Origin of the sequence: Muricomes intestini (genome assembly GCF_004346165.1) — a bacterium.
Classification (GTDB): Bacteria; Bacillota; Clostridia; order Lachnospirales; family Lachnospiraceae; genus Muricomes; species Muricomes intestini.
Genome location: NZ_SLZZ01000004.1, coordinates 69,008 through 90,902 on the forward strand (window position 1 = coordinate 69,008; position 21,895 = coordinate 90,902).

Consider the following 21,895-nt stretch of genomic DNA (forward strand, 5'->3'; position numbering starts at 1 on the left):
CTTTGTTATTACATTACGTCATAAATAAAAGGATTAAATATTGCTAGACTATGTGGCAGCTCTTTTCCGGTATTCAGCTAACTCTTAAATATCTCCGAAAAAACAAAACTTTCAAAAAATGCACTTGACGTTATACTGTTTGTGTCAGGTAAAGGAGTCAGGAAGGAAATTTCTGCCCCTTTACCTTTTTGTCCGTGCAAGACTTCTATGAATTAAATCTTGATAAAAATGACTGAAGTCTTGGTGTCTTTGGATTATTAAACAATTCCTCCGGGTCGCCTTGCTCTGCGATAATGCCCTCATTAAAAAAAGCTACTCTGTCTGCAATTTCTTTTGCAAAGTCCATTTCGTGAGTAATCAGCAGCATGGTCATGTCGCTTTCAAAGGCAATTTCTTTGATTACATCCAGAACTTCACCTACCAATTCAGGATCCAATGCAGAGGTAGGTTCATCAAATAGCATAATATTGGGCTTCATAACCAGTGCTCTGGCTATGGCAACTCTTTGTTTTTGTCCACCTGACAGCTGAGCAGGATAAACGTCCAGCTTATCCGACAGTCCGACCTTTTCCAGCATTTCCTCTGCCTGCTGTCTCGCTTTCTTCTTCGAAAGGCCCAGAACAGTCATGGGAGCTTCCATGACATTTTTTAGAACCGTCATATGAGGAAATAGATAAAAATGCTGGAAGACCATACCTATACTTTTCCGCATTTCGCGGAGATGCTTTTCTTTTGCCTTCACAAGCTCTCCGCCCACTTCTTCCTGCCATAAATTCTTGTTTTCGACTTCTATAATTCCGGAATCAGGTTCTTCTAATGTCATTAACAATCGCGCTAAAGTGGTTTTCCCTGAACCACTGGGGCCAATCAGGGCTACCTTTTCTCCGGGATAAATGTTAAAATCTATGTCTTTTAAAACTTCCAGATCTCCATAAGTTTTAGTGACATTCTGATAACTGACAATTGGTGTCATAATACGCTCCTTTCCGTGTGAATCAGTTTTTGGCTCCCAGGCGGACTTCCAGCTTTTTGATCAGTTGTGAAGAAGGATAGCTTAATAGGAAAAATATAATTCCTACAATAGTAAAGCCTTCCAGATACCTGAAAGAGCCGGCCCCAAGTATTTTAGCTGTCTGCAATATTTCGACGAGAGTTATAGCAGATAATAAGGGCGTTTCCTTAAACATGGTAATCAGGTAGTTGCCTATAACGGGAATGATGGGAGGAATAACCTGAGGCAAAATTATTTTTATCCATGCCTGAATATGCGAGAAATTCAAAGCTTTTGCGACTTCCCACTGTCCCGCAGGGACAGCCTCAATTCCACTCCTGAATACTTCTGATAAATAGGTACTATAGTGTATTCCCAACCCCAGAACGCCCGCGGTAAAAGGTTTCAGAGATATCCCGATTTTGGGAAACACGTAGAAAATAAAGTACAGCTGTACCAGAAGCGGCGTATTTCTTATAAACTGTATGATTCCTTTCACTGCCAAAGATACAATCTTTATGTCTGAACGAACCAGAACTGAAAAAATGAGTCCTAAAAACAAAGCAAGTATGAAACCGACGAAGGTTGCACTTATTGTGATTTTTAAAGCCGACAATATTTGGGGGAGTATAGAAAAAGCGTAATCCCAGTTCCACATATTACACTCTCCCTTCCGAAACTTTCGCTTCCAATAATTTCACCCCTTTGGACAATGGCAGTCCAATTATAAAATATATAACGAGAAGCATTGTGTAGACCTTCGTGGTTTCAAATGTAGTGGCATTCAAAATGTTGGCCTGGTAAGTTAAGTCTGTTAATGTGATCATTGAAACAAGGGATGTACTTTTCAGCAGCTCTATTAGCTGATTTCCTAAATTGGGGAGCATCATTACAAATGCCTGGGGTATGATGACTTTTACCATGCGCTGAGTTTTCGTCATATTCAGTGCAATGCAGGCTTCTGTCTGACCTACGGGCACATTTTGTATGGCACTTCGTACAACCTCAGAACAGTATGCTCCGTAATTTAGCCCTATAGCTAAGACACCAGCAGTAAGTGCCGAAAGTCTTATTCCCATCATGGGAAGAGCAAAATAGATCCAAAAGAGCTGAACCAGCAGTGAGGTCCCCCGGAATACTTCTATATATACACCTGAAATGAAACGGATTGTTCTGTGTCTGGACATTCGCGCCAGACCGGATATAAAGCCCAGCACCAAGGCCAGTATGGCTGCAAAAAATGTAACCTGTATGGTAACCTTCAGGCCGGCTTTGATCAATGAGATAAATATTTCATATGTGGTCAAGCGTTCCACTCCCTTTCCTTTCGAGTATACATCACTTAATCACCTCTTCCAGTGTTACATCTCCCGGAAGCTCCTCTTCCGTAAAGCCAAATTCCTGGATGATCTCAAGTAATTCGCCTGAATCCTGTAATTCTTTGAGTTCTTTATTAAAGGCCTCAACAAAATCTGTATCTTCATTTCGAAATGCTGTAGCGCCATAACCTTTCGCGCTTTCACCGTCTACAATGGGCTGTTTGAAATCAGTTACTCTTTCAAAACCGGAGTTATTTGCTGCATCCAGCGTATTTTGCAAAGAAGGGCCCGTAGCCGTGATGACATCCACCCGTCCTGCTTCCAGAGCAGCCAGTGCGGCAGGCATGTCTGGAACAGTGACAATCCGGTCCTTTGGAACACCGACTGAAATCAGATAATCGTATTCAATTGCCCCGCCCGGTACGGCTACTGTCGCAGATTCATGGGCGGCGACATCTTCATAACTGTGCAGATTCAGAGGATTCCCCTTATTTACGGCAATTGCTTCACCTATGCTGTATTCAGGGTCGGCAAAACTCACATCTTTTGCCCGCTCCGGCGTAATAAACATACCTGCGGTAACCATATCAAAACGCTTTGCCTGAAGTCCGGGAATTAAAGAGCCAAATTCAGTTAATACCCCCTCCATTTCATTGATACCTAGATTCTTAAGAACTGTGCGGGCGACCTCAACCGCTTCACCGGTCAGTTTCCCGTCGGCCGTCTGGTAGGCATAAGGCTTTTCGTTGGCAAATCCTATAGTGACGGAACCTTTTTCCTGTGCCTTTTCGAGTGTGGTTTTACCGGATGCTCCGCTGCCTCCTGAGCCGCCACATCCCGCAATGGACAGGACAAGTAATGCTGCTAACAGCATAAGACTGATTTTTCTTATGTTTTTTTTCTTAGAGTAGAAAGAACTCATAACATATCTCCCTTCTGATATCCTGACACAGAAAGTTCACTGCCTGTGCCGGGCTTAAAATTGAGAGCATTTTTAAAATGTTTACAGCACGTATTTAATTTAATTATGTTGGATTTTGATAACACAAACAGGGCTGTAAGGCCCAAAAGAAAAAAACGTATTTTGTTTTGTATCTAGATAATTACGAATATTCAATATAATTTTGTTTCACACGCTTACGAGGTTAGCTGACGGGTTCGGTCAGAAACTGCCCTATAGCCTGCTGTGACACAAGCCAATTCACCCCAGGAAATGGTTCCCCCGTTTTCCTTTTGGAAATTCAGCAAAAATTAATTCACTGAGTTTTTTATGCTCTGGTAAAAGGGTAACATATATGAAAAATCATGTCAACCGCCAATTCTGAATTGAAAATATCAGAAAATAAAGCGGGAAATGAAGATTCCATGCATAATTTCTTCCTTTTCTTTTGAAGGTGATTGAGATATAATATAATGATACCGGGGTCCCAAAGTCATGCTTTTTCATGCAAGCATGACGCATAACCTTTTGACCCTCGTATCATAAATTGATGTAGGGGTCAAAAGGTATTGTGCCCCCTGATACCTACGGATTGCTCCGCACTTTGTGCTCCCGCAATCCTAAAAACATTCGAAATCCGCCCTGCTCGGGCTACTTTCTCATGTTTTGCGGGTCCCAAAGTCATGCTTTTTCATGCAAGCATGAAACGCATGACCTTTTGACCCTGGTATCATAAATTGAGTTAAAATCTAACCCGCAGATAGGAAGCGGGGATTTCATGCTAAAGGATGAGTAATTTTTATGAAGGTAAGTATCAAGAAAATCAGTGAACTCACAGGTTTTTCCCCTGCCACAGTGTCCAATGCACTGAATCACAAAAAAGGAGTGAACCGGGAAACCTCGAAAAAAATTCTGAAAACAGCTGTGGAATTGGGGTATCGTACAGAAGAGAAGATTAAGAAGATATGTTTTGTTATTTTCAGGAGAAATGGCTTGATTATAGATGACAGCCCTTTTCATCCGGCAGTGATAGAAGGAGTGGAGCATCAGGCTAAGGAGATGGGATTTGAAACTGTGTTCTGTCACGTGGACATCAACGATCTGGGGTATCAGGATCGGATAGAAGAAATTCTGGCGGATACAGAAAGCGCAGTGGTTCTCTTAGGAACAGAGATGATGGAGGAGGATTTTGAACCGTTTCTCTGTGCTCAAAATAAAGTGATTTTGTTGGATGGCTGGAGTGACAGACATTTTTTTAACAGTGTTTTAATAAGTAATACGGATTCTGCGGTGAAGGCGGCAGAGTACCTGCTGCATAAAGGGCATCGGGATATAGGTTATATTCAGGGAGATTTTCGGATTCAGGCCTTTAAATACCGGGAAATTGGACTTCAGAGGGTGTTATCCCGGGAGGGGATGTCCCTAAAACCGGAATATGTCGCTACCGTGGGAACCAGGATTGAGACGGCGTATGAAGGAATGAAACGATATCTGGACAAGAGCCCGGAGCTTCCTACAGCATTTTTTGCTGATAATGATACCATTGCCATAGGAGCAATGAGGGCGTTGGAAGAGTATGGGTATAATATTCCGGAGGATGTATCTATTATAGGATTTGATAACATAAGCTTTGGGGCAATTTCTGATCCTCCGCTGACAACGATTAATGTATATAAGCAGGAGATGGGAGAGCTGGCAGTGCGGCAGCTGGCACTGGCGATGGAGGAGCCGGAAAAGGTAAAAATGAAAATACAGGTTTGTACCGACTTTGTAGAGAGAGGCAGTGTACGCGAGGTATAAGGACAGGGGACTGGTTGATTTGGTCAGTCCCCTGTCTTATTTTTTGTTTTTTGGGGTGGTGAAAGAATCTTTTTGAACTAACCCTTTAATAATCAAGTGATGTGAAAGTGATGTAGTAGGACCAAATATCTTATAGAATATTTATATAAATATTTATATAGTAAGTAAAAAACAACAGAAGAAATAAAGATGAAAAATCAATGTAAAATCAAATAAAATATAAAAATAGCACAAAAATAGCGGCGAAATTTTGTGAGTAGTAAATAAAATGCAATTTTTAAGGAAAAATATCAATGAAAAGTATTGAAATATTTATATAAATGTTTATAATAAAAATGAAGAATTAAGAGGCGGTGAAAAATTGAAGATCAGCATAAAACAAATAAGTCAGATTACGGGTTTTTCTCCCGCTACAGTCTCAAATGCTCTGAATCATAAAAGGGGTGTGAATGGGGAAACTGCCGAGAAAATATTCCAGGCAGCAGAAAGACTAGGGTATCGGGCGGATAGAACGATCTCAAAGCTGCGGTTTGTGACGTACAGGAAGAATGGACAGATTATTGATGACAGTCAGATATTTCCCGCTATGATAGAAGGCGTTGAACGGCAGGCAAAGGCCATGGGATATGAAACTACATTCAGCCATCTAAATTACTGTGCTTCCGACTTTGAAGACCGTTTGAGAGAAGTGACAGATGACACGAGCTCTCTTGTGATTCTCCTTGGCACCGAGATGCTGGATGAAGATTATAAATTCTTCATGGATTACAGGGGGTACCTCATTATACTAGATGGCTGGTGCGAGGATATGGCATTCGACGCAGTGCTGATCAACAACACGGATGCTGCCGCCAATGCTATAGAGTATCTGATAAAAAAAGGCCACAAGGAAATTGGTTATCTTAGAGGAGGATACAGAATTAAGTCATTCCAGTACCGGGAATATGGTTACTACCGCACTCTGGCAGCTCATAATTATCCTAAAAACCCGGAATACATAGTAACACTGGGAACTCGGATTGAAACCGCTTATGTGGATATGAAGTATTATCTGGAAGGAGAACCGGAGCTCCCCACGGCATTTTTCGCGGACAATGACATCATTGCTCTGGGGGCAATAAGAGCTTTGGAGGAAAAAGGCATTAGAATCCCGGAACAGGTTTCCATTGTTGGGTTCGATGATATTCATTTTGGGGCAGTATCCGGTCGGGGCTTGACGACAATACATGTGTTTAAGCAGGAAATGGGAGAAGTGGCAGTCAGGAGAGCAATGGATCATATCAAATATCCGGGCAGGATGGTAAAGACAAAAATCCAGGTTGGCACAGAGTTTCTTGAAAGAGGAAGTGTCAGGGATATCAAGTAGACGGAACAAGAGGCGAAGAAAGAATGGAGGACGAAAAATGGCAACTATCAAATTAGGTTATGCGCCCACAAGAAGAAGCATTTTCAGTGCGCCGGATGCAATTAAGTACAGGGGGCTGACGGCCGACAGGCTGAAAGAGTTGGGTATTGATTTTGTGGACATCGATGATATCAATAAAGAAGGACTTCTTTACGATGACCATGATGTAAAGAAAATAGCAGCTAAATTTAAAGCGGAGGGGGTTGACGGATTATTTCTCCCCCATTGCAATTTTGGCACAGAGTATGTATGTGCCAGACTTGCCAAGGAATTGAATGTCCCTGTACTGCTCTGGGGGCCGTTGGATGAGAGGCCGGATGAGAATGGGGTGAGGCTCAGAGATACACAGTGTGGTCTTTTTGCAACCGGGAAGGTGCTTCGAAGATTTCAGGTTCCATTTACATATATGACAAACTGCAGACTAAATGACCCGGTATTTAAAAGGGGAATTAAGGATTTCCTTGCAGTGTGCAACGTAGTAAAGACATTCCGCAACATCCGTATTCTTCAGATTTCGACCAGGCCCTTTGATTTTTGGACTACCATGTGCAATGAAGGCGAGCTTTTGGAGAAGTTTAATATCCAGCTGGCGCCCATACCCATGACTGAGCTGACGGAAGAAATCAAAGCTGTCAAGGCTGAAGGCAGGAAAATGGCGGAAATGATTACATATATCAATGAAAATATGGAAGTGAAGATTCAGGAGAACCAGGTGGAAAATGTAGCGGCACTCGAAACGGCTATGGAACAGCTGCTTGAGCGGTACGGATGTAATGCAGGCGCTATCCAGTGCTGGAATGCACTGCAGACGGAACTGGGGATTATGCCCTGTGCTGCCAACTCCATTTTAAATGAAAAAGGAATCCCGATGGTGTGCGAGACGGATATCCACGGGGCTGTCACGGCGCTGCTGGTCGAGGCAGCGGGAATGGATGAGACAAGAGGGTTCTTTGCCGACTGGACTATACGCCATCCGGATATTGAAAATGGTGAACTGCTGCAGCATTGTGGCCCTTGGCCTATTTCTGTGGCAAAAGAAAAACCGAGACTTACCTACCCTCTGGCGTTTGACCATCCTGGCAGCCTGACTGCCGAGGCAAAACATGGAAATATTACTCTGTGCCGTTTCGACGGAGACAATGGTGAGTACTCTCTTCTTCTGGGCAACGCGAAGGGTGTAGACGGGCCTAAGGGGATGGGCACTTACCTTTGGATAGAGGTGGACAATATTAAGCGTCTGGAGGCAAAGATTGTGGAAGGCCCATATATCCATCACTGCGTGGGCATTCACAAGGATGTAGTTCCGGTCTTGTATGAGGCATGTAAATATATTGGTGTAAAACCGGATTTTTACGACCCCATTGAAGAAGATGTAAAAGCGTATCTAAGAGGAGAATGATAATGGAAAATCTGAAAGCATTGGCTTACGAGTTAAGAGAAAATGTAATCGATATGATTGTGGAAGGCAAAGGCGGGCACACTGGCGGCGATATGAGCGTGATGGAAATATTGACAGAAATTTATTTTGATCAGATGAATATAGCTCCCGAAACAAAGGATGACCCGAACCGGGACAAATTTATCATGAGTAAGGGTCACTCTGTGGAGGCGTACTACGCGGTCTTGGCTGCCAAGGGATTTTTTGATATTAAGGATGTTATCGCTCAGTTTAGTAAATTTGGCTCAAAGTTTATTGGGCATCCAAACAACAAACTGCCGGGTGTTGAAATGAACTCCGGTTCTCTTGGGCACGGACTCCCAATCAGTGTGGGGATGGCCCTGGCAGGCAAGATGGATGAACGTGATTATAGAGTTTACACGGTGATGGGTGACGGGGAACTGGCAGAAGGCTCCGTATGGGAAGGTGTTATGTCTGCTCATCAGTATAAACTGGATAACCTGTGTGCGGTGGTGGACAGGAACCGGCTCCAGATTTCCGGAAACACAGAAGATGTCATGGGACAGGATGATCTGCATGAGAGATTTGCTTCTTTTGGATGGCATGTCATTGATGTAAAGGATGGCAACGATATTGATCAGTTAAAGGAGGCTTTTGAAGAAGCAAAGACAGTGAAGGAAAAGCCAACAGTGTTGATTGCCAATACTGTCAAGGGAAAAGGTTCCCCGGTTATGGAAAATAAAGCTGCCTGGCACCATAAGGTTCCAACCGGCGAAGAATTGGTACAGATTAAGGAAGATCTTGCAAAAGGAAAGGAGGCGGCGATTCGTGGCTAAAATAGCAAATAAACAGGTTATATGTGAAGTATTAATGGAAGCGGCAAGGACAGATAAAGATGTGGTGGCACTTTGCAGCGATTCAAGAGGAAGCGGCTCGTTCACCCCTTTTGCAGACAAATCCCCTGAGCAATTTGTGGAGACGGGAATCGCAGAGCAGAACTTGGTGAGTATTTCGGCAGGCCTGGCAAAGTGCGGCAAGAAGCCTTATGCGGTGTCACCCGCATGCTTTCTTTCAACGAGAAGCTATGAGCAAACCAAGGTGGACGTGGCATATTCCGACACCAATGTGAAACTGATAGGCATTAGCGGAGGCATCAGCTATGGAGCTCTGGGCATGAGTCATCATTCTGCACAGGACATTGCGGCTATGTCAGCGATTCCGAACATGAGAGTTTATCTTCCCAGCGACAGGCTGCAGACCGAATGTCTGACGAGGGAACTACTTAAGGATAAAAAGCCGGCTTATATACGTGTGGGAAGAAATGCAGTGGAGGATGTGTACGAAGAAGGCAGCATGCCATTTGAGATGGATAAGGCAAGTGTGATAACAGAAGGACTGGACGTTGCAATTATTGCCTGCGGAGAGATGGTAAAACCTTCTGTAGAGGCGGCAGAACTCTTGAAAAAACAAGGAATCAGTACTACGGTGGTGGATATGTATTGCCTAAAACCATTGGACAGAGAAACCATTGTTAAAGTAGCTCTTAATGTGAAAGCGGTAATAACTGTGGAGGAACACTCACCCTTTGGGGGACTCGGAGCTATGGTCAGCCAGGTGGTGTCTGGCGAGTGTCCGAGGAAAGTACTCAACATGTCCCTGCCCGATGAGCCTGTAATCACAGGAAACTCTAAAGAGGTATTTGATTATTACGGACTGAATGCAGAAGGAATTGCCAAAAAAGCGGCAGAGGCAATTAGTTAAGGAGGATATTAGCAGGAGATGCCTGTTAATATAAATAATTTGTTATAGTATAACTCATAAGAGGAGGAACGAAAAATGAAAGGATTCAAAAAGGTTTTAGCAACATCACTTGTGGCTGCCATGGTAACGGTTACGGCAATAGGATGTGGCTCCGACAAGGAAACAAAAGACACATCGGAGAAAAAAGCTAAAGAGACCTCTGCTGCGGCCGACAGTAAAGCGGAGGATACCGCGGAGGTATTAAAGGGAGGCGGCTCTAATATTATTTACATTATTACACCATCTGTATCTAATCCTGCTTTCAAAGCGGAAGCTGATACAGCAACTGCAAAGGCCAAGGAACTTGGATATGATGTAAAGACAGTATCTCATGATGATGACCCGACCAAGCAGACAGAGCTTTTTGACAGTGCAATCTCTGATAAAGCAGCGGCAATCATTTGCGATAATGCAGGTGCAGATGCAACAGTAGAGGCAGTTCAAAAAGCAAGAGATGCCGGAATACCCACATTTTTGATTGACCGTGAAATCAATGAAGAAGGCGTTGCAATCTCTCAAATCGTTGCTAACAACTATCAGGGTGCAAAAGCAATCGCTGAAAAGTTTGTAGAGGCAATGGGTGAAAAAGGAAAATATGCTGAGTTATTAGGAAAAGAATCCGATACAAATGCAGGTGTTCGCTCTTCCGCATTCCATGAGGTAATCGATCAATACCCGGATATGGAAATGGTTGCTCAGCAGACAGCTAACTGGGAAAAGACAGAAGCGTATGACAAAATGGAAGCAATCATTCAGGCTAATCCAGATTTGAATGGTGTTGTCTGCGGCAATGATACCATGTTGGAGGGTGTCTGTGCAGCGCTTGCAGCTCATAATATGAACCTTCCGGTCATCGGAGTGGATGGTTCTGACGAAGCGGCAGCTTTAATTAAGTCAGGTCAGGCTACAGGAACAGCTCTTCAGCAGTTTGCAGTTATTGCTGAGATGGCAGTGACTCAGGCAGATGATTACTTGAAAAATGGAAAAACGGGTCTGGATGAAAAACAGCTGGTAGATTGTATTGCAATTACAGCAGACAATGTAGATAATTTATCAGCATTTGTCTATACAGAATAACTTGATACCAGGGTCAAAAGGTCATGCGTTTCATGCTTGCATGAAAAAGCATGACTTTCGACCCCAACATTGACAGAAAATTGGAGTATTGAACTGTAACAAAGGGCAGGGAAGCATGTCAAACACGCTTCCCTGTTAAAACACGGTCTTTGCCTCAAAGGACTTGAAGGAGGACGCTATGAAAAAGCGTATGATAACTCTCGGACTTGCGGTTGCGCTTACTGCAGCTGTTATGCTGACGGGGTGTGGAATTGTAAAAGTCGTTAAAATAGGAGAAGAGGGGAAATATACCGGAGAAACAGCTTTTAATGCCGGAGATGATGTGGCGGCTATATGGGAGTCGTCGGCTCTTCCGGAATTGAATGAAACAGCGGTGGATTTGAAAGACCTTTTGACAGAGTCAAAAGGAAACTTAGCAACACTAGCTGATAAATATGGAAAGTATTCTATGGGTAATTCAGGTGAACTAAGCTATGTAGTAAAAGGAACCGGCAAGGTTGAAGAAGTAAATACTGAGTCTCAGGCAGGTTACATGGCAGTGGAGCTGGATGGGTATACAGGTCCGGAAACCATAAAGATCCAGATAGGACCTGTATACAAGGGGTCTTCTATTCGTGACACCTTAAGTTTTATTAAGTTTGGCGATTATAAGAACCAGGAGGAATGGGCGGCAGTATCACAAAGTATTAATCAAGTGGTGGCAAAAGATGTCGTAGAACCGGCAAAACCTGATTCCCTTATGGATAAGAATGTTTCTTTTATAGGAGCGTTTACGGTATCAGCAGGAAACACAGATGTGCTGATTACCCCTGCCACTCTGGAAGTGAAGTAATTTGCTGCCAAGTCAAAGACCCCGCAGCAAGCTGACGGGGCATCAGACTTGCAGCGCAGCAAGCTGCGGGGTATTTGACCCTCGCGGCAGTCGCCAAATGGAAATGCAAGCATTTCCGCTTGGCTCGTTGCTCGCGGGAATAAAGAAGGAGAGAATGAACGATGGGTGAAAACTACAAATGCAGAGATGATGTATTTCTCCATGCAGAAAAGATTAGTAAGATTTACCCCGGCACAAAGGCGCTTGATGAGGTGTTCTTTGACCTGCTCAAGGGAAAAGTGAATGTGCTTATTGGAGAGAATGGGGCAGGAAAATCTACCCTGATGAAGATGATTGCAGGAATCGAACAACCCAGTGAAGGAACAATGTACATCGAGGAACATGAGGTATACTTTAAAAACACAACAGAGGCCAGAAAATGCGGGATAGGTATTATACACCAGGAGTTGAGTCTGTTCCCCAATTTAAATGTATATCAGAATATTTATATGAATAAGGAAAAGACCAAGGGCGGGGTTGCCCTGGACAATAAGGCACACATGGAGGGAGCAAGAAAGGTTCTGGAGCGATTAGAACATCCTCTAAATCTAGAGGCAAAAGTGGAAGAACTGCGTGTCGGGCAACAGCAGATGATTGAAATTGCCAGAAATCTGGTGGAAGATGACTTGAAAGTACTGATTATGGATGAACCAACCTCCTCCTTGAGTCAGCAGGAAGTAAAGGTATTATTTAAAATTATGCGGGAACTTACTGCACAAGGAATTTCTATTGTATATATATCACACAGGCTGGAGGAGATTATGGAAATCGGTGATCATGTAACCATACTCCGAGATGGAAAATACGTGGCTGATGCGGATGTAGAGGATATAGATGTCCCTTGGATTGTAAATCGGATGACTGGTGGCTCCAAGGCATACCCTAAAAGAAACCGTGAAGTGGATTGGAGTAAGATTGAAGATGTGTTGGTGGTAAAGGATTTGTGCCTGCCTAAAGCAGGGGGTGGTTATCTTGTAGACCATCTCAATTTTGATCTAAAAAAGGGTGAAGTACTGGGAATCTATGGCTTGATGGGAGCCGGAAGAAGTGAAGTGTTTGAATGCCTCATGGGACTCCATCCGGAACACACCGGAGAAGTGTTGATGAATGGGGAAAAATTGAATATAAAATCCATATCACAGCAAATTGATAATGGTTTTGCTTTAATTCCCGAGGATAGACAAAGCCAGGGATTGGTACAGACGCTTGATATTGAGAAAAACTGCGCTCTATCAGCCTTGAAGCATTATAAGAAAGGGCCTTTTCTTAACAATAGGCTGGAAGAACAAAAAGTAGAAAGTCAGATTAAAGATATACATATAAAAGTGGCGGATAAAAAGCTGCCTATCCTTTCCTTGTCGGGTGGGAATCAGCAGAAAGTTGTTATCGGAAAGGGCATTCTCACTGATCCTAAAATTCTGTTAATGGATGAACCCAGCCGTGGAATAGATATAGGTGCAAAGACAGAGGTGTTTGATATTATTAACAAATATGCAAGTCAGGGCCTGTCTATTATAGTTATTTCTTCAGAACTGCAGGAGATTGTGTCGATTGCGGATCGGGTCATCGTATTGTCCAATGGTTTGAAAACGGGAGAATTTTACGGTGATGAGATACAGCAGGATACATTAGTGCTGGCTTCCTACAAGGGCCATCATAAAGAGGAAAAGGAGAGTTAAATATTATGGTATCGAAACAAAGATCAGGAAATAATAGATTGGCAATGACTCTTTTGAAGGGGCGTACATTTATTGTATTAGTTATTTTACTTATATTTTTTAGTATTACAGCAAATAATTTTTTGAGTGCAGGGGCACTCCTGACTGTAGCAAAACATGTGGCTCTATATGGAATTTTGGCAATTGGTATGACATATGTTATCATTACCGGAGGCATTGACTTATCTGTGGGCTCAATAGCGGGGCTTGCCGGAATGCTTGCTGGAGGTCTTATTGAGGAAGGTCTTACTCTCAAAGTCTTTGGCGTGACATTATACTTCAGTATACCGATGATTGTGTTAATCACAGTCTTAATTGGGGCGCTTATGGGTATGGTGAACGGAATTATTATTACGAAATTTAACGTAGCTCCATTTATTGCAACCTTGGGTACGATGTATATCTGGAGAGGCTTTGCAAATATTCGTTCTGACGGTAAAACGTTTTCAAAGCTAGCGGGGAACAAGGGGCTCGGAAATACTGGTTTTGAAGTGTTTGGGCGAAATATAACAGGAACCTCGATTCCTGCAGGCGTAGTCATTCTTGTCTTGATTGCCATTGTAGCTGGCCTGATTTTGAAAAAAACACCATTTGGATGGCATGTATTGTCCATCGGGGGAAATGAGAGGGCATCTAAGCTTTCTGGGATCAAGGTGGACAGGGTAAAAATATGGGTGTATGCATTTTCGGGTTTTTGCTCAGCTGTTGTGGGTATTATTGCTACATCCCAGCTGGTATCGGCCACACCAAAAACTGGGGAGTCATGGGAAATGAATGCTATAGCAGCATCAGTACTTGGCGGAACCTCCATGGCAGGCGGCGTGGGTACAATTGGAGGTACAATTGTCGGCGCATTTGTTATCGGTGTCATCAATGATGGGATGACAATGTGTGGTGTAACAGAGTTTTGGCAGAAAATTATCAGAGGTCTTGTGATTATACTTGCCGTTATTATTGACCAGGTACAGAGAAATCTGCAGGCTAAAATAGCACTTCAGGCCCGCAATGAAAACAAATAATATTGGGGGATAATGTCATGAAAGTTTTAAATTTTGGATCATTGAATCTGGACTATGTATACTCTGTCGATCATATGGTTAAGCCCGGGGAGACCCTGGCTTCCTTTGGCATGAATACATTTTGTGGGGGAAAGGGGCTGAACCAGTCTATTGCACTTGCCAGGGCAGGGGTACCTGTATTTCATGCCGGGATGGTGGGGGGAGAAGGAAAACTACTTCTGAAGGCCTGTAAAGAAAGCGGTATAAAGACTGATTATATCCGTACAATCCCGGGTCAATCCGGCCACACCATCATTCAGGTGGACAAAGAGGGGCAGAACTGCATTCTGTTGTATGGCGGTGCTAATCGGAGTATTACCAGAGAATATGTGGATGAGGTGCTGGGGAACTTTGAAAAGAGAGATATCCTCCTGCTTCAAAATGAAGTGAATCTGCTGGATTACATCATAGACCAGGCTTATGAACGGGGTATGATGATTATTCTGAATCCATCACCCTATGACAGCGCACTGGATAGCTGCGACTTTAGTAAGATATCTATGTTCCTGCTCAACGAAGTTGAAGGAGAGCAGATAACGGGAGAGAATGATGCAGAGAACATGCTGGAGAAATTGCAAGCCATGTATCCCAAGGCCCGTGTTGTGCTGACTTTGGGCGGAGAAGGCTCTGTCTATCAGTATAAGGAAGAGCGGTACCGTCAGGGGATTTACAAGGTAAAGGCGGTGGATACCACGGCGGCGGGAGATACATTTACCGGATACTTTATTTCTTCGGTTATCGACGGGGTGCCTGTGCCGGAAGGACTGGCGCTGGCGGCAAAAGCAGCTGCAATTGCAGTGTCCCGTCAGGGGGCGGCGGCCTCTATACCGTCGAGAGAAGAAGTTATAAAGGAGTAAGAATATGGCAGAACAGTATATCATCAGCATTGACCAGAGTACTCAGGGTACAAAGGCGTTGCTTTTTGATGAGAAAGGGCATCTGATTAAGCGTATGGACAGATCCCATGAGCAGATTGTGAATACTCAGGGGTGGGTATCCCACAATCCCAGTGAAATCTATGCTAATGTTATCGATGTGGTGACCAGGCTCACGGAAGAAGTTGATAAGACGAAGATTATAGGAGTGGGAATTAGCAATCAGCGTGAGACATCCCTGGCCTGGGACCGGGTGACAGGAGAACCTTTGGGAAATGCCATTGTGTGGCAGTGCGCCAGAGCGGCGGATATTTGTGAACGGGTGGAAAGGCTGGGTGAAGCTGAGAATATCCGCCGTAGGACAGGCATGAATCTGTCTCCTTATTTCCCTGCATCCAAAATTGCATGGATTCTGGAGAACGTGGATGGGGCAAAGGAAAAGGCCGACAGGGGAGAAATCTGCCATGGAACTATAGATAGCTGGCTGGTGTTTAAGCTGACCGGAGGAAAGTTTTATAAGACTGATTATTCTAACGCCTCCAGAACACAGCTATTTAATATTTTTGATTTAAAATGGGATAAGGAAATATGCGGACTGTTTGGAATAGACCCGAAGAATATGGCGGAGGTCTGTGATTCAGATTCTGATTTTGGAGAGACGGACTTTGAGGGGGTGCTGCCACATACGGTTCCCATTCATGGGGTCCTTGGAGATTCTCACGGTTCACTGTTTGGTCAGGGCTGCCTTGAACCCGGCATGACAAAGGCCACCTATGGTACTGGTTCCTCCATTATGATGAACGTTGGTGAGACACCGGTTTTGAGTACTCATGGAGTAGTGACCTCACTGGCCTGGGGAATGGAAGGAAAGGTCAACTATGTGCTGGAGGGAAACCTGAACTATACAGGAGCGGTTATCACATGGTTGAAAGAGGACTTGAAACTGATTCAGTCTCCCGTTGAGACAGAAGCTTTGGCAGAGAAAGCTGTTCAGGATGATTTTCTCTATCTGGTTCCGGCATTTTCAGGTCTGGGGGCTCCTTACTGGGACAGTCGTGCCACAGCCTCCATTGTGGGAATGAACCGAACCACCAAAAGAGCGGAGATAGTGAGAGCAGGTGTGGAGTGCATCGCTTACCAGATTACTGATATTGTCAAAGCTATGAGTCAAGATGCGGGAGTGAAAGTAGGAGAACTCCGCGTGGACGGAGGCCCTACCAAGAATAAATATCTGATGCAGTTTCAGAGCAACATCGCAGACACCATTGTACAGGTGCCGGATTCTGAAGAATTTTCCGGCATCGGGCCGGCTTATGCAGCCGGCCTGGCACTTGGGATATGGGATGAAACTATATTCGAAAATATGAACCGGGTGAAATATGAGCCACAAATGAAGAAAGCCCTGAGGAAAGAAAAATATGAGGGCTGGAAGGCTGCGGTGAAGACGGTGTTAACAAAATAGACGCTGCTCTAACATCAGTTTTATAAATGCATCTTCCTCCAGCCTGTCAAAATGCAAACTAATGTCAGTATCTTTTAAAGCTTCCCGCAGAGAGGTTTCCGAAATTGTACATCCCTTTATCATTTTTCCCAGTTCTTCGGGTTACCACAACTCTCAATCCGCCGCCTTTCTGAATTGAAAAAGTGCACTCTACTATGGAGTTGTTGCACTTAGTTACGATGATAAGACTTCCTTTATTGTAATAAGGATATTTTTAGCGTATGATTTTAAGAGACATTATGGGCAGAATATATATTTAGAGGAAACAGATGATGGGAATAATGAAACGTGTCGGCATAAGTTTTAGGACTCATAGTATACAAAGGAAAATTCTTTTATCCTTTAGTATTATATTGGCAGTGAGCTTTACGGTGCTCAGTGCGCTTTCATATATCCTTATTCAGCGGTATGCGAAGGAAACAGCTATCAAGCATTCAGAACAGGTACTCTTTCTTGTCTCTGAGAATATCAACCAAATTATTAATTCTATAGAAAATTCCAGCAAACAGGTTGCTTTTGAGTAAGCAGGTAGTAGATTATTGCGAAAATGCCGGGAAATTGGGTGAGTATGAGCAAGTTATCAGTGAAGTTAATCTTCAAAAAGGATTGATTGCTAATACTTTAGGCTCGAATTTACTCATTTCAAGTATGCTGATATACCCTGAAAAAGGAGATTATCTGTCATTTGGAGAGCAAAAATATATGACAACCAGAGATTATCAGCAATGGGAAGTCTATAAAGAAGGGATGAAAGCAAAAAAGGCATATTGGCTTGCATCCCGGCAAGTAGATGAGGCATATGGAAAGACAGATATTATTAGTTATACAAGACCAATATTTTCCAAAGATTTTACAAAACCTGTTGGTCTTTTGGAAGTGCAAATTCTTACGGAAAAAATGGCTTCCAGCTTTCGGGCGTCTGGGAATATCGAAGGAACAGGGATTTTACTTCTTGACAGTAAAGGAAGGTCAGTTGTAAAGCAGCCGGATGAGCTTGAAGAGAAAAAGTGTGTTTCTGAAGCCGCGAAGCAGCAGATCCGGCAGGAGAAACAAAGTATACAGTTGACGGTAAAAGATACGGAATATTTGTTGAATTGCATAGGACTGAAGAACGGGTGGATTCTTGTTCATTATCAACCGATGGACAACCTGACCCGTACTTCCGGCATGGTTGGTATTATCATTCTGTTGTCTGGGGTGCTGGTTCTCTTTCTTATGATTATTTTGTCTCATCCTATCACCCGTCAGTTAGTACGTCCGCTTAACGAGGCAATTGACGTTATGAGCAATATGGAAGATAGTATTGAATCTTCAAAGAATGAATATGAGATTACTGCACTTTTTGATAACTATAACATGATGATGCGGCGTATCCGCGAGTCTGAGCTAGATACACTAAGGGCACAGATTACACCACATTTTCTATATAACACTTTAAATTCAATTAAATGCCGTGCCCTGCTGGACGGAAACCGGGATGTAGCAAAGATGACCCAATGGCTGACAAATTTGTTGGAGCTGTCAATTAATAACCATAATGAATACCTTACATTATATGAAGAAATTGACATGCTGCACAGTTATGTAGGATTACAGCAGATGCGTTCTGATAAAATATTTACATTTTCAACTAAGATAGAACCCGAAAGTTTGGGAAAATGCCTGGTTCCCAAGATGATACTTCAGACACTTGTGGAGAACGCAATTCTACATGGGATAGAGGAGCAAAATGATTCATCTGTCATAGAAGTTCATTCTTCGCTGCAGGAAGGGATGCTTCATATTGAGGTGACTGACAATGGAGTTGGCATGAGTAAAGAGCGTATTGATGAAATATTTTCTGGAAGAAAAGAGGACGGAAAGCAGAAAATGAATCGTGTTGGTCTTTATAATGTTGACCAGCGTATAAAACTATACTTTGGCAAAAGTTATGGAATTTCTATTATCAGTTCGCCGGGGAAAGGAACTGCAGTGATAGTCAGAATGCCTTGTGTTGAAGACCCTAAACTGTTTCGTGGAGAGAAAATCTCAAAAAGAAATTAGGAATAAACCGCTTTTGCCCTAAGCGGGGAGGAAGGAGTGAACTATAAAGGTGACACGGATTGTTGTGCTGGATGATGACCGCATTGTACGTCAGTATATACGTGCAACATTGGAAAAGACGGAAGGAGAATTTCAGCTGGCGGGCGAGGCTTCCGGAGGGAGAAACGGACTAGCACTTATTGAAGAACTTAAGCCGGACATGTTGATTTTAGATATCGAGATGCCTTCGATGAATGGCATTGAGCTGCTGGCTGAGATGGAGAGGCGCGGACTCAAAATAAAGACATTGATTTTGAGCTGCCATGATGAGTTTGAATATGTACGGCAGGCAATGAAGCTTGGTGCGGCTGATTATCTGCTAAAACATAAAATAGATGATAAAACATTGTTGGAAGCACTCCGTACTCTCCGGGAAAAGTCGATTACGATGTATGCGCCTGATTCAGGGATAAATAATTCGGAAGAAAAATCAAAACAGTTTGGAGAACTTCTTACAGGCAAAATGTCAGGTGAAGAACAGGAGAGTGCCTTTCGGCAGTTTGCGTCTGATAATCAAATTACTGTAGTTTGTGTGGCTGAAATTGATTATTTGAAAGCCTTCATATGGAAGAATGGAAAGGAGCAGGGAGCAGAGCTTGAAAAGAAGGTGTGGAAAAAAATCAGAACCACTCCGATTCAGGAATGTAAATCCTATTATTATCGTGCTGAGCCTGGATATTATGCTTTTTTGCTGGTCTTTGGGGAACTTCCGGTTCACGGCTGGAAACAAGACAAAAACTTTATAATATTATAAGTAATTATGTCGCAGGGCTGACAAGAGAATGTCAGGTTACTATTACTGCAGGGATAAGTGAACAAATATTAGGAGGCAAGAGAGTCAAGTATCAGTGGTTTCATGCGAGAGAGGCACTGGAAAGGAAATTCTATATTGGATGTGCTCATTTGATTTTTTATGAGGAAGTAGGAGTACTTAAAGAGAATGAAGAGGCGATGAATCTTTTGCTGGATGGGCTGCGCAGCCAGGCGATGAACCGTCAGGAGGCTGTGCTTGCAGTTGAAGAATTGTTAGAAAATATTAGAACAGCCCCAATGCCGCTCAATCGATTTCAGAAGTTTTTTTATATCTTCCTGAATATTTTGATGCAGATGATTTCTCGCATGAACCTGGAAATTGAAGACATATTTAAGAACGTAGATTTTGTAAATGAGGCACTGGAGACCCTGGAAACATTTGAGGATTATCATAAATGGTTTTTGGATGCAATAAATTCCATTTTTGATGCGGCTCAGAAAGCAGCACAGGGAGGGGTGAGAAAAGAAGTTGCAAAGGCAATCGAGTATATCAGAGAAAACTATATGAAAGAAATAAGCCTGGATGATGTGGCCAAATATGTCTGTGTCAGTAAGACCTATTTCAGTAGTATGTTTAAAAAGGAAGCTGGGCAGAAATTTAGCTTATATTTACTTGATTTCCGCCTGGAAAAAGCATGTGTGCTACTGCGGCAGGGAAATAAAAAAATATACAATATTGCTTACGATGTGGGTTTCCAAAGCCATAATTACTTCAATAATATTTTTAAAGAACGGTATGGAATGACGCCAAAGGAATACAGGAAGCGTTATAGGTAAAGCCGGTCTTTGCATGAGCCTGGCTATCCTGATAACACAGTGTAATGTTTTCATGATAGAGTGCAATTTTTCGGAAAAAACAAGTGATATAATCCTTGTAATTTAACCGAGAAGGGAGAGAAAATAAAATGAAAAGGTTTCGTATCTTAGCAATGGCGATGGGAGTTGTTATGGCCCTGACTGCGTGTGGAGGAAAACAAGGTAAAGATGAATCGGACAGCCAGTCCAAAAAGTCGGGGGATAAGGATCAGATTACAATCACATATGAATCCTGGACGCCCACCAAAGAATATATGGACCGTATTTTGACAGCATTTCATAAGGAGCACCCGGAGATTAATGTTGAGGTGACCTTGCACGCAAATGCCAGCGAGTATATGACGGCAGTGCAGACAGCGTTTGCTTCAGGAGAAGGACCGGATGTATTCATGTTTGCCGATCCTACTGCTCTGAATCAACTTAAGAGCCAGATTGAACCACTGGATCAATATTGTACGGATGAATGGGGAGAAAGCTGGGCAGATGATTTTGTTGCCAGCGCAATTGGAGACAATTCGATTGATGGCGTACCCTATGGACTGCCTATGCCTACTGCACCGGCCGGAACAATGTGGTACAACAAGACTCTACTGGATTCGTTAGACCTGGAAGCTCCGACAAATTATGAAGAATTGAAAAAAGTTTCAGACACTCTGCGAGAAGCTGGAAAACAGCCTTTGCTAATAGGTGCAAAAGATTCATGGGTTGTTATTGACACGTTTCAGACAATTCTAAATGATTTCGCAGGGGACAAGCAGTATAAGGCCTACAACAAGGAAATTCCTTTTACGGATTCTGAATTTGTGGATGCGTTTGAAATGTGGCAGAAATTATTCAAGGAAAAAATTTTCCAGGATTCGGCTTTCTCAATGACAGAATATATGGATACCTATAACCAGTTCAATGATGAGGGCATTGCAGGGATGTGGGTAAATGGAGCATGGAACATGGATATGTACACCAATCCGGAAATTGAAGACAGTGTTGCAAAAAATGAATGGGGAATAAGCTATTTCCCGGACCTCAATGGTGATGGAAAACAGCCGAATCTGCTTCTTACATCTGGTGGTTTCGCAATAAACAAGAACAGCAAAGAGAAAGAGGCTGCATGGGAATTGATTAAATTTATGGCATGTGACGAAGGCGCAGTTATTGAGTGTCAGCGTACAATGGCACCCTCAGGATATTTGAATACACCGCAGCCATCCTATGATTTGCCGGAAAATGGCTTAAAGAACCTGGATACTGTTAATAAATTGATGGCAGACCAGCCCTTACAGTTCCGAGGCATTAACGACCCAAATGTCTCTGAGAAGATGTATGAAGTATTGACTAAGCTGGCATATGAGAAAATAACACCGGAGGATGCGGCAGAAGAGATTGATGCTGTGATAAATGAATAAACAGGAAATATTAAGAACAGGGGCGGG

At 43.1% G+C, this 21,895-nt stretch carries 20 protein-coding genes and 1 riboswitch; of the genes, 15 read left to right on the forward strand and 5 right to left on the reverse strand.

Going from position 1 to position 21,895, the window contains the following annotated elements:
* Positions 1-205: 205 nt before the first annotated feature.
* Genes ehuA through ehuB form a run of 4 tightly spaced genes read right to left on the reverse strand, consistent with a single transcriptional unit; the run spans position 206 to position 3,232 of the window.
* Positions 206-973 carry an ectoine/hydroxyectoine ABC transporter ATP-binding protein EhuA gene (gene ehuA / locus EDD59_RS04310; protein ID WP_132379258.1) on the reverse strand — a complete coding sequence of 256 codons (768 nt, stop codon included), beginning with the start codon at positions 971-973 and terminating at the stop codon, positions 206-208.
* A gap of 22 nt (positions 974-995) precedes the next feature.
* Complete coding sequence (gene ehuD, locus EDD59_RS04315) at positions 996-1,649, reverse strand: ectoine/hydroxyectoine ABC transporter permease subunit EhuD (RefSeq protein WP_132379260.1); 654 nt, start codon at positions 1,647-1,649, stop codon at positions 996-998.
* A gap of 1 nt (position 1,650) precedes the next feature.
* A complete protein-coding gene (gene ehuC / locus EDD59_RS04320; RefSeq protein WP_132379262.1) occupies positions 1,651-2,298 on the reverse strand; it encodes an ectoine/hydroxyectoine ABC transporter permease subunit EhuC in 648 nt (215 codons plus the stop codon).
* Between the two features lie 31 nt (positions 2,299-2,329).
* Positions 2,330-3,232 carry an ectoine/hydroxyectoine ABC transporter substrate-binding protein EhuB gene (gene ehuB, locus EDD59_RS04325; protein ID WP_132379264.1) on the reverse strand — a complete coding sequence of 301 codons (903 nt, stop codon included), beginning with the start codon at positions 3,230-3,232 and terminating at the stop codon, positions 2,330-2,332.
* Between the two features lie 197 nt (positions 3,233-3,429).
* Positions 3,430-3,567, reverse strand: a riboswitch (cyclic di-AMP (ydaO/yuaA leader).
* Positions 3,568-4,051: 484 nt separating this feature from the next.
* On the opposite strand from ehuB, the gene EDD59_RS04330 reads away from it, so the two are divergent.
* The 11 genes from EDD59_RS04330 (at position 4,052) to EDD59_RS04380 (ending at position 16,715) form a co-directional block, all read left to right on the forward strand.
* Positions 4,052-5,050 carry a LacI family DNA-binding transcriptional regulator gene (locus EDD59_RS04330; protein ID WP_132379266.1) on the forward strand — a complete coding sequence of 333 codons (999 nt, stop codon included), beginning with the start codon at positions 4,052-4,054 and terminating at the stop codon, positions 5,048-5,050.
* Positions 5,051-5,411: 361 nt separating this feature from the next.
* Complete coding sequence (locus EDD59_RS04335; protein ID WP_132379268.1) at positions 5,412-6,416, forward strand: LacI family DNA-binding transcriptional regulator; 1,005 nt, start codon at positions 5,412-5,414, stop codon at positions 6,414-6,416.
* Between the two features lie 37 nt (positions 6,417-6,453).
* Entirely contained in the window at positions 6,454-7,854 is a 1,401-nt protein-coding gene (locus EDD59_RS04340; protein WP_132379270.1) for an L-fucose/L-arabinose isomerase family protein, read from the forward strand.
* 2 nt (positions 7,855-7,856) lie between these two features.
* Positions 7,857-8,690: a transketolase gene (locus EDD59_RS04345; RefSeq protein ID WP_132379272.1), complete on the forward strand. Its 834-nt coding sequence runs from the start codon at positions 7,857-7,859 to the stop codon at positions 8,688-8,690.
* Complete coding sequence (locus tag EDD59_RS04350; RefSeq protein ID WP_132379274.1) at positions 8,683-9,615, forward strand: transketolase family protein; 933 nt, start codon at positions 8,683-8,685, stop codon at positions 9,613-9,615. Before EDD59_RS04345 ends, EDD59_RS04350 begins: the two co-directional genes overlap by 8 nt.
* A 75-nt stretch (positions 9,616-9,690) precedes the next feature.
* On the forward strand, positions 9,691-10,731 hold the full coding sequence (locus EDD59_RS04355) for a D-ribose ABC transporter substrate-binding protein (protein WP_132379276.1): 1,041 nt from the start codon (positions 9,691-9,693) through the stop codon (positions 10,729-10,731).
* 178 nt (positions 10,732-10,909) lie between these two features.
* Complete coding sequence (locus tag EDD59_RS04360; protein WP_132379278.1) at positions 10,910-11,563, forward strand: DUF2291 domain-containing protein; 654 nt, start codon at positions 10,910-10,912, stop codon at positions 11,561-11,563.
* 161 nt (positions 11,564-11,724) lie between these two features.
* Positions 11,725-13,281 (forward strand): sugar ABC transporter ATP-binding protein, encoded by a 1,557-nt coding sequence (locus EDD59_RS04365; RefSeq protein ID WP_132379281.1) that lies wholly within the window; start codon positions 11,725-11,727, stop codon positions 13,279-13,281.
* A 5-nt stretch (positions 13,282-13,286) separates the two neighbouring features.
* Positions 13,287-14,339 (forward strand): ABC transporter permease, encoded by a 1,053-nt coding sequence (locus EDD59_RS04370; RefSeq protein ID WP_132379283.1) that lies wholly within the window; start codon positions 13,287-13,289, stop codon positions 14,337-14,339.
* Between the two features lie 17 nt (positions 14,340-14,356).
* Positions 14,357-15,235 (forward strand): ribokinase, encoded by an 879-nt coding sequence (locus EDD59_RS04375; protein WP_132379285.1) that lies wholly within the window; start codon positions 14,357-14,359, stop codon positions 15,233-15,235.
* Positions 15,236-15,239: 4 nt separating this feature from the next.
* Positions 15,240-16,715, forward strand: coding sequence for an FGGY-family carbohydrate kinase (locus tag EDD59_RS04380; RefSeq protein WP_132379287.1), 1,476 nt, complete (start codon positions 15,240-15,242; stop codon positions 16,713-16,715).
* On the opposite strand, the gene EDD59_RS18280 is transcribed toward EDD59_RS04380, so the two are convergent.
* Positions 16,704-16,838: a hypothetical protein gene (locus EDD59_RS18280; RefSeq protein ID WP_279233327.1), complete on the reverse strand. Its 135-nt coding sequence runs from the start codon at positions 16,836-16,838 to the stop codon at positions 16,704-16,706. The two genes, EDD59_RS04380 and EDD59_RS18280, sit on opposite strands and share 12 nt — an antisense overlap.
* 432 nt (positions 16,839-17,270) lie before the next feature.
* On the opposite strand from EDD59_RS18280, the gene EDD59_RS04385 reads away from it, so the two are divergent.
* From EDD59_RS04385 to EDD59_RS04400, 4 genes are all read left to right on the forward strand, one after another.
* A complete protein-coding gene (locus tag EDD59_RS04385; protein WP_132379289.1) occupies positions 17,271-18,797 on the forward strand; it encodes a cache domain-containing sensor histidine kinase in 1,527 nt (508 codons plus the stop codon).
* A 49-nt stretch (positions 18,798-18,846) separates the two neighbouring features.
* Positions 18,847-19,590: a response regulator gene (locus EDD59_RS04390; RefSeq protein WP_165920858.1), complete on the forward strand. Its 744-nt coding sequence runs from the start codon at positions 18,847-18,849 to the stop codon at positions 19,588-19,590.
* A 149-nt stretch (positions 19,591-19,739) separates the two neighbouring features.
* Complete coding sequence (locus EDD59_RS04395; protein WP_132379293.1) at positions 19,740-20,426, forward strand: helix-turn-helix transcriptional regulator; 687 nt, start codon at positions 19,740-19,742, stop codon at positions 20,424-20,426.
* A 128-nt stretch (positions 20,427-20,554) separates the two neighbouring features.
* The gene (locus EDD59_RS04400) at positions 20,555-21,868 is read left to right on the forward strand and encodes an ABC transporter substrate-binding protein (RefSeq protein WP_132379295.1); all 1,314 of its coding nucleotides are present in this window, start codon (positions 20,555-20,557) and stop codon (positions 21,866-21,868) included.
* The last annotated feature ends 27 nt before the right edge of the window (positions 21,869-21,895 follow it).

Excerpts from the sequence above, each read along its gene's own strand:
- EDD59_RS04330 (WP_132379266.1), top strand. The coding sequence starts at position 4,052 with ATGAAGGTAAGTATCAAGAAAATCAGTGAACTCACAGGTTTTTCCCCT.
- EDD59_RS04345 (WP_132379272.1), top strand. The coding sequence starts at position 7,857 with ATGGAAAATCTGAAAGCATTGGCTTACGAGTTAAGAGAAAATGTAATC.
- EDD59_RS04360 (WP_132379278.1), top strand. The coding sequence starts at position 10,910 with ATGAAAAAGCGTATGATAACTCTCGGACTTGCGGTTGCGCTTACTGCA.
- EDD59_RS04380 (WP_132379287.1), top strand. The coding sequence starts at position 15,240 with ATGGCAGAACAGTATATCATCAGCATTGACCAGAGTACTCAGGGTACA.
- EDD59_RS04355 (WP_132379276.1), top strand. The coding sequence starts at position 9,691 with ATGAAAGGATTCAAAAAGGTTTTAGCAACATCACTTGTGGCTGCCATG.
- ehuD (WP_132379260.1), bottom strand. The coding sequence starts at position 1,649 with ATGTGGAACTGGGATTACGCTTTTTCTATACTCCCCCAAATATTGTCG.
- EDD59_RS04370 (WP_132379283.1), top strand. The coding sequence starts at position 13,287 with ATGGTATCGAAACAAAGATCAGGAAATAATAGATTGGCAATGACTCTT.
- EDD59_RS04375 (WP_132379285.1), top strand. The coding sequence starts at position 14,357 with ATGAAAGTTTTAAATTTTGGATCATTGAATCTGGACTATGTATACTCT.
- EDD59_RS04400 (WP_132379295.1), top strand. The coding sequence starts at position 20,555 with ATGAAAAGGTTTCGTATCTTAGCAATGGCGATGGGAGTTGTTATGGCC.
- ehuB (WP_132379264.1), bottom strand. The coding sequence starts at position 3,232 with ATGAGTTCTTTCTACTCTAAGAAAAAAAACATAAGAAAAATCAGTCTT.
- EDD59_RS04365 (WP_132379281.1), top strand. The coding sequence starts at position 11,725 with ATGGGTGAAAACTACAAATGCAGAGATGATGTATTTCTCCATGCAGAA.
- ehuA (WP_132379258.1), bottom strand. The coding sequence starts at position 973 with ATGACACCAATTGTCAGTTATCAGAATGTCACTAAAACTTATGGAGAT.
- EDD59_RS18280 (WP_279233327.1), bottom strand. The coding sequence starts at position 16,838 with ATGATAAAGGGATGTACAATTTCGGAAACCTCTCTGCGGGAAGCTTTA.
- EDD59_RS04340 (WP_132379270.1), top strand. The coding sequence starts at position 6,454 with ATGGCAACTATCAAATTAGGTTATGCGCCCACAAGAAGAAGCATTTTC.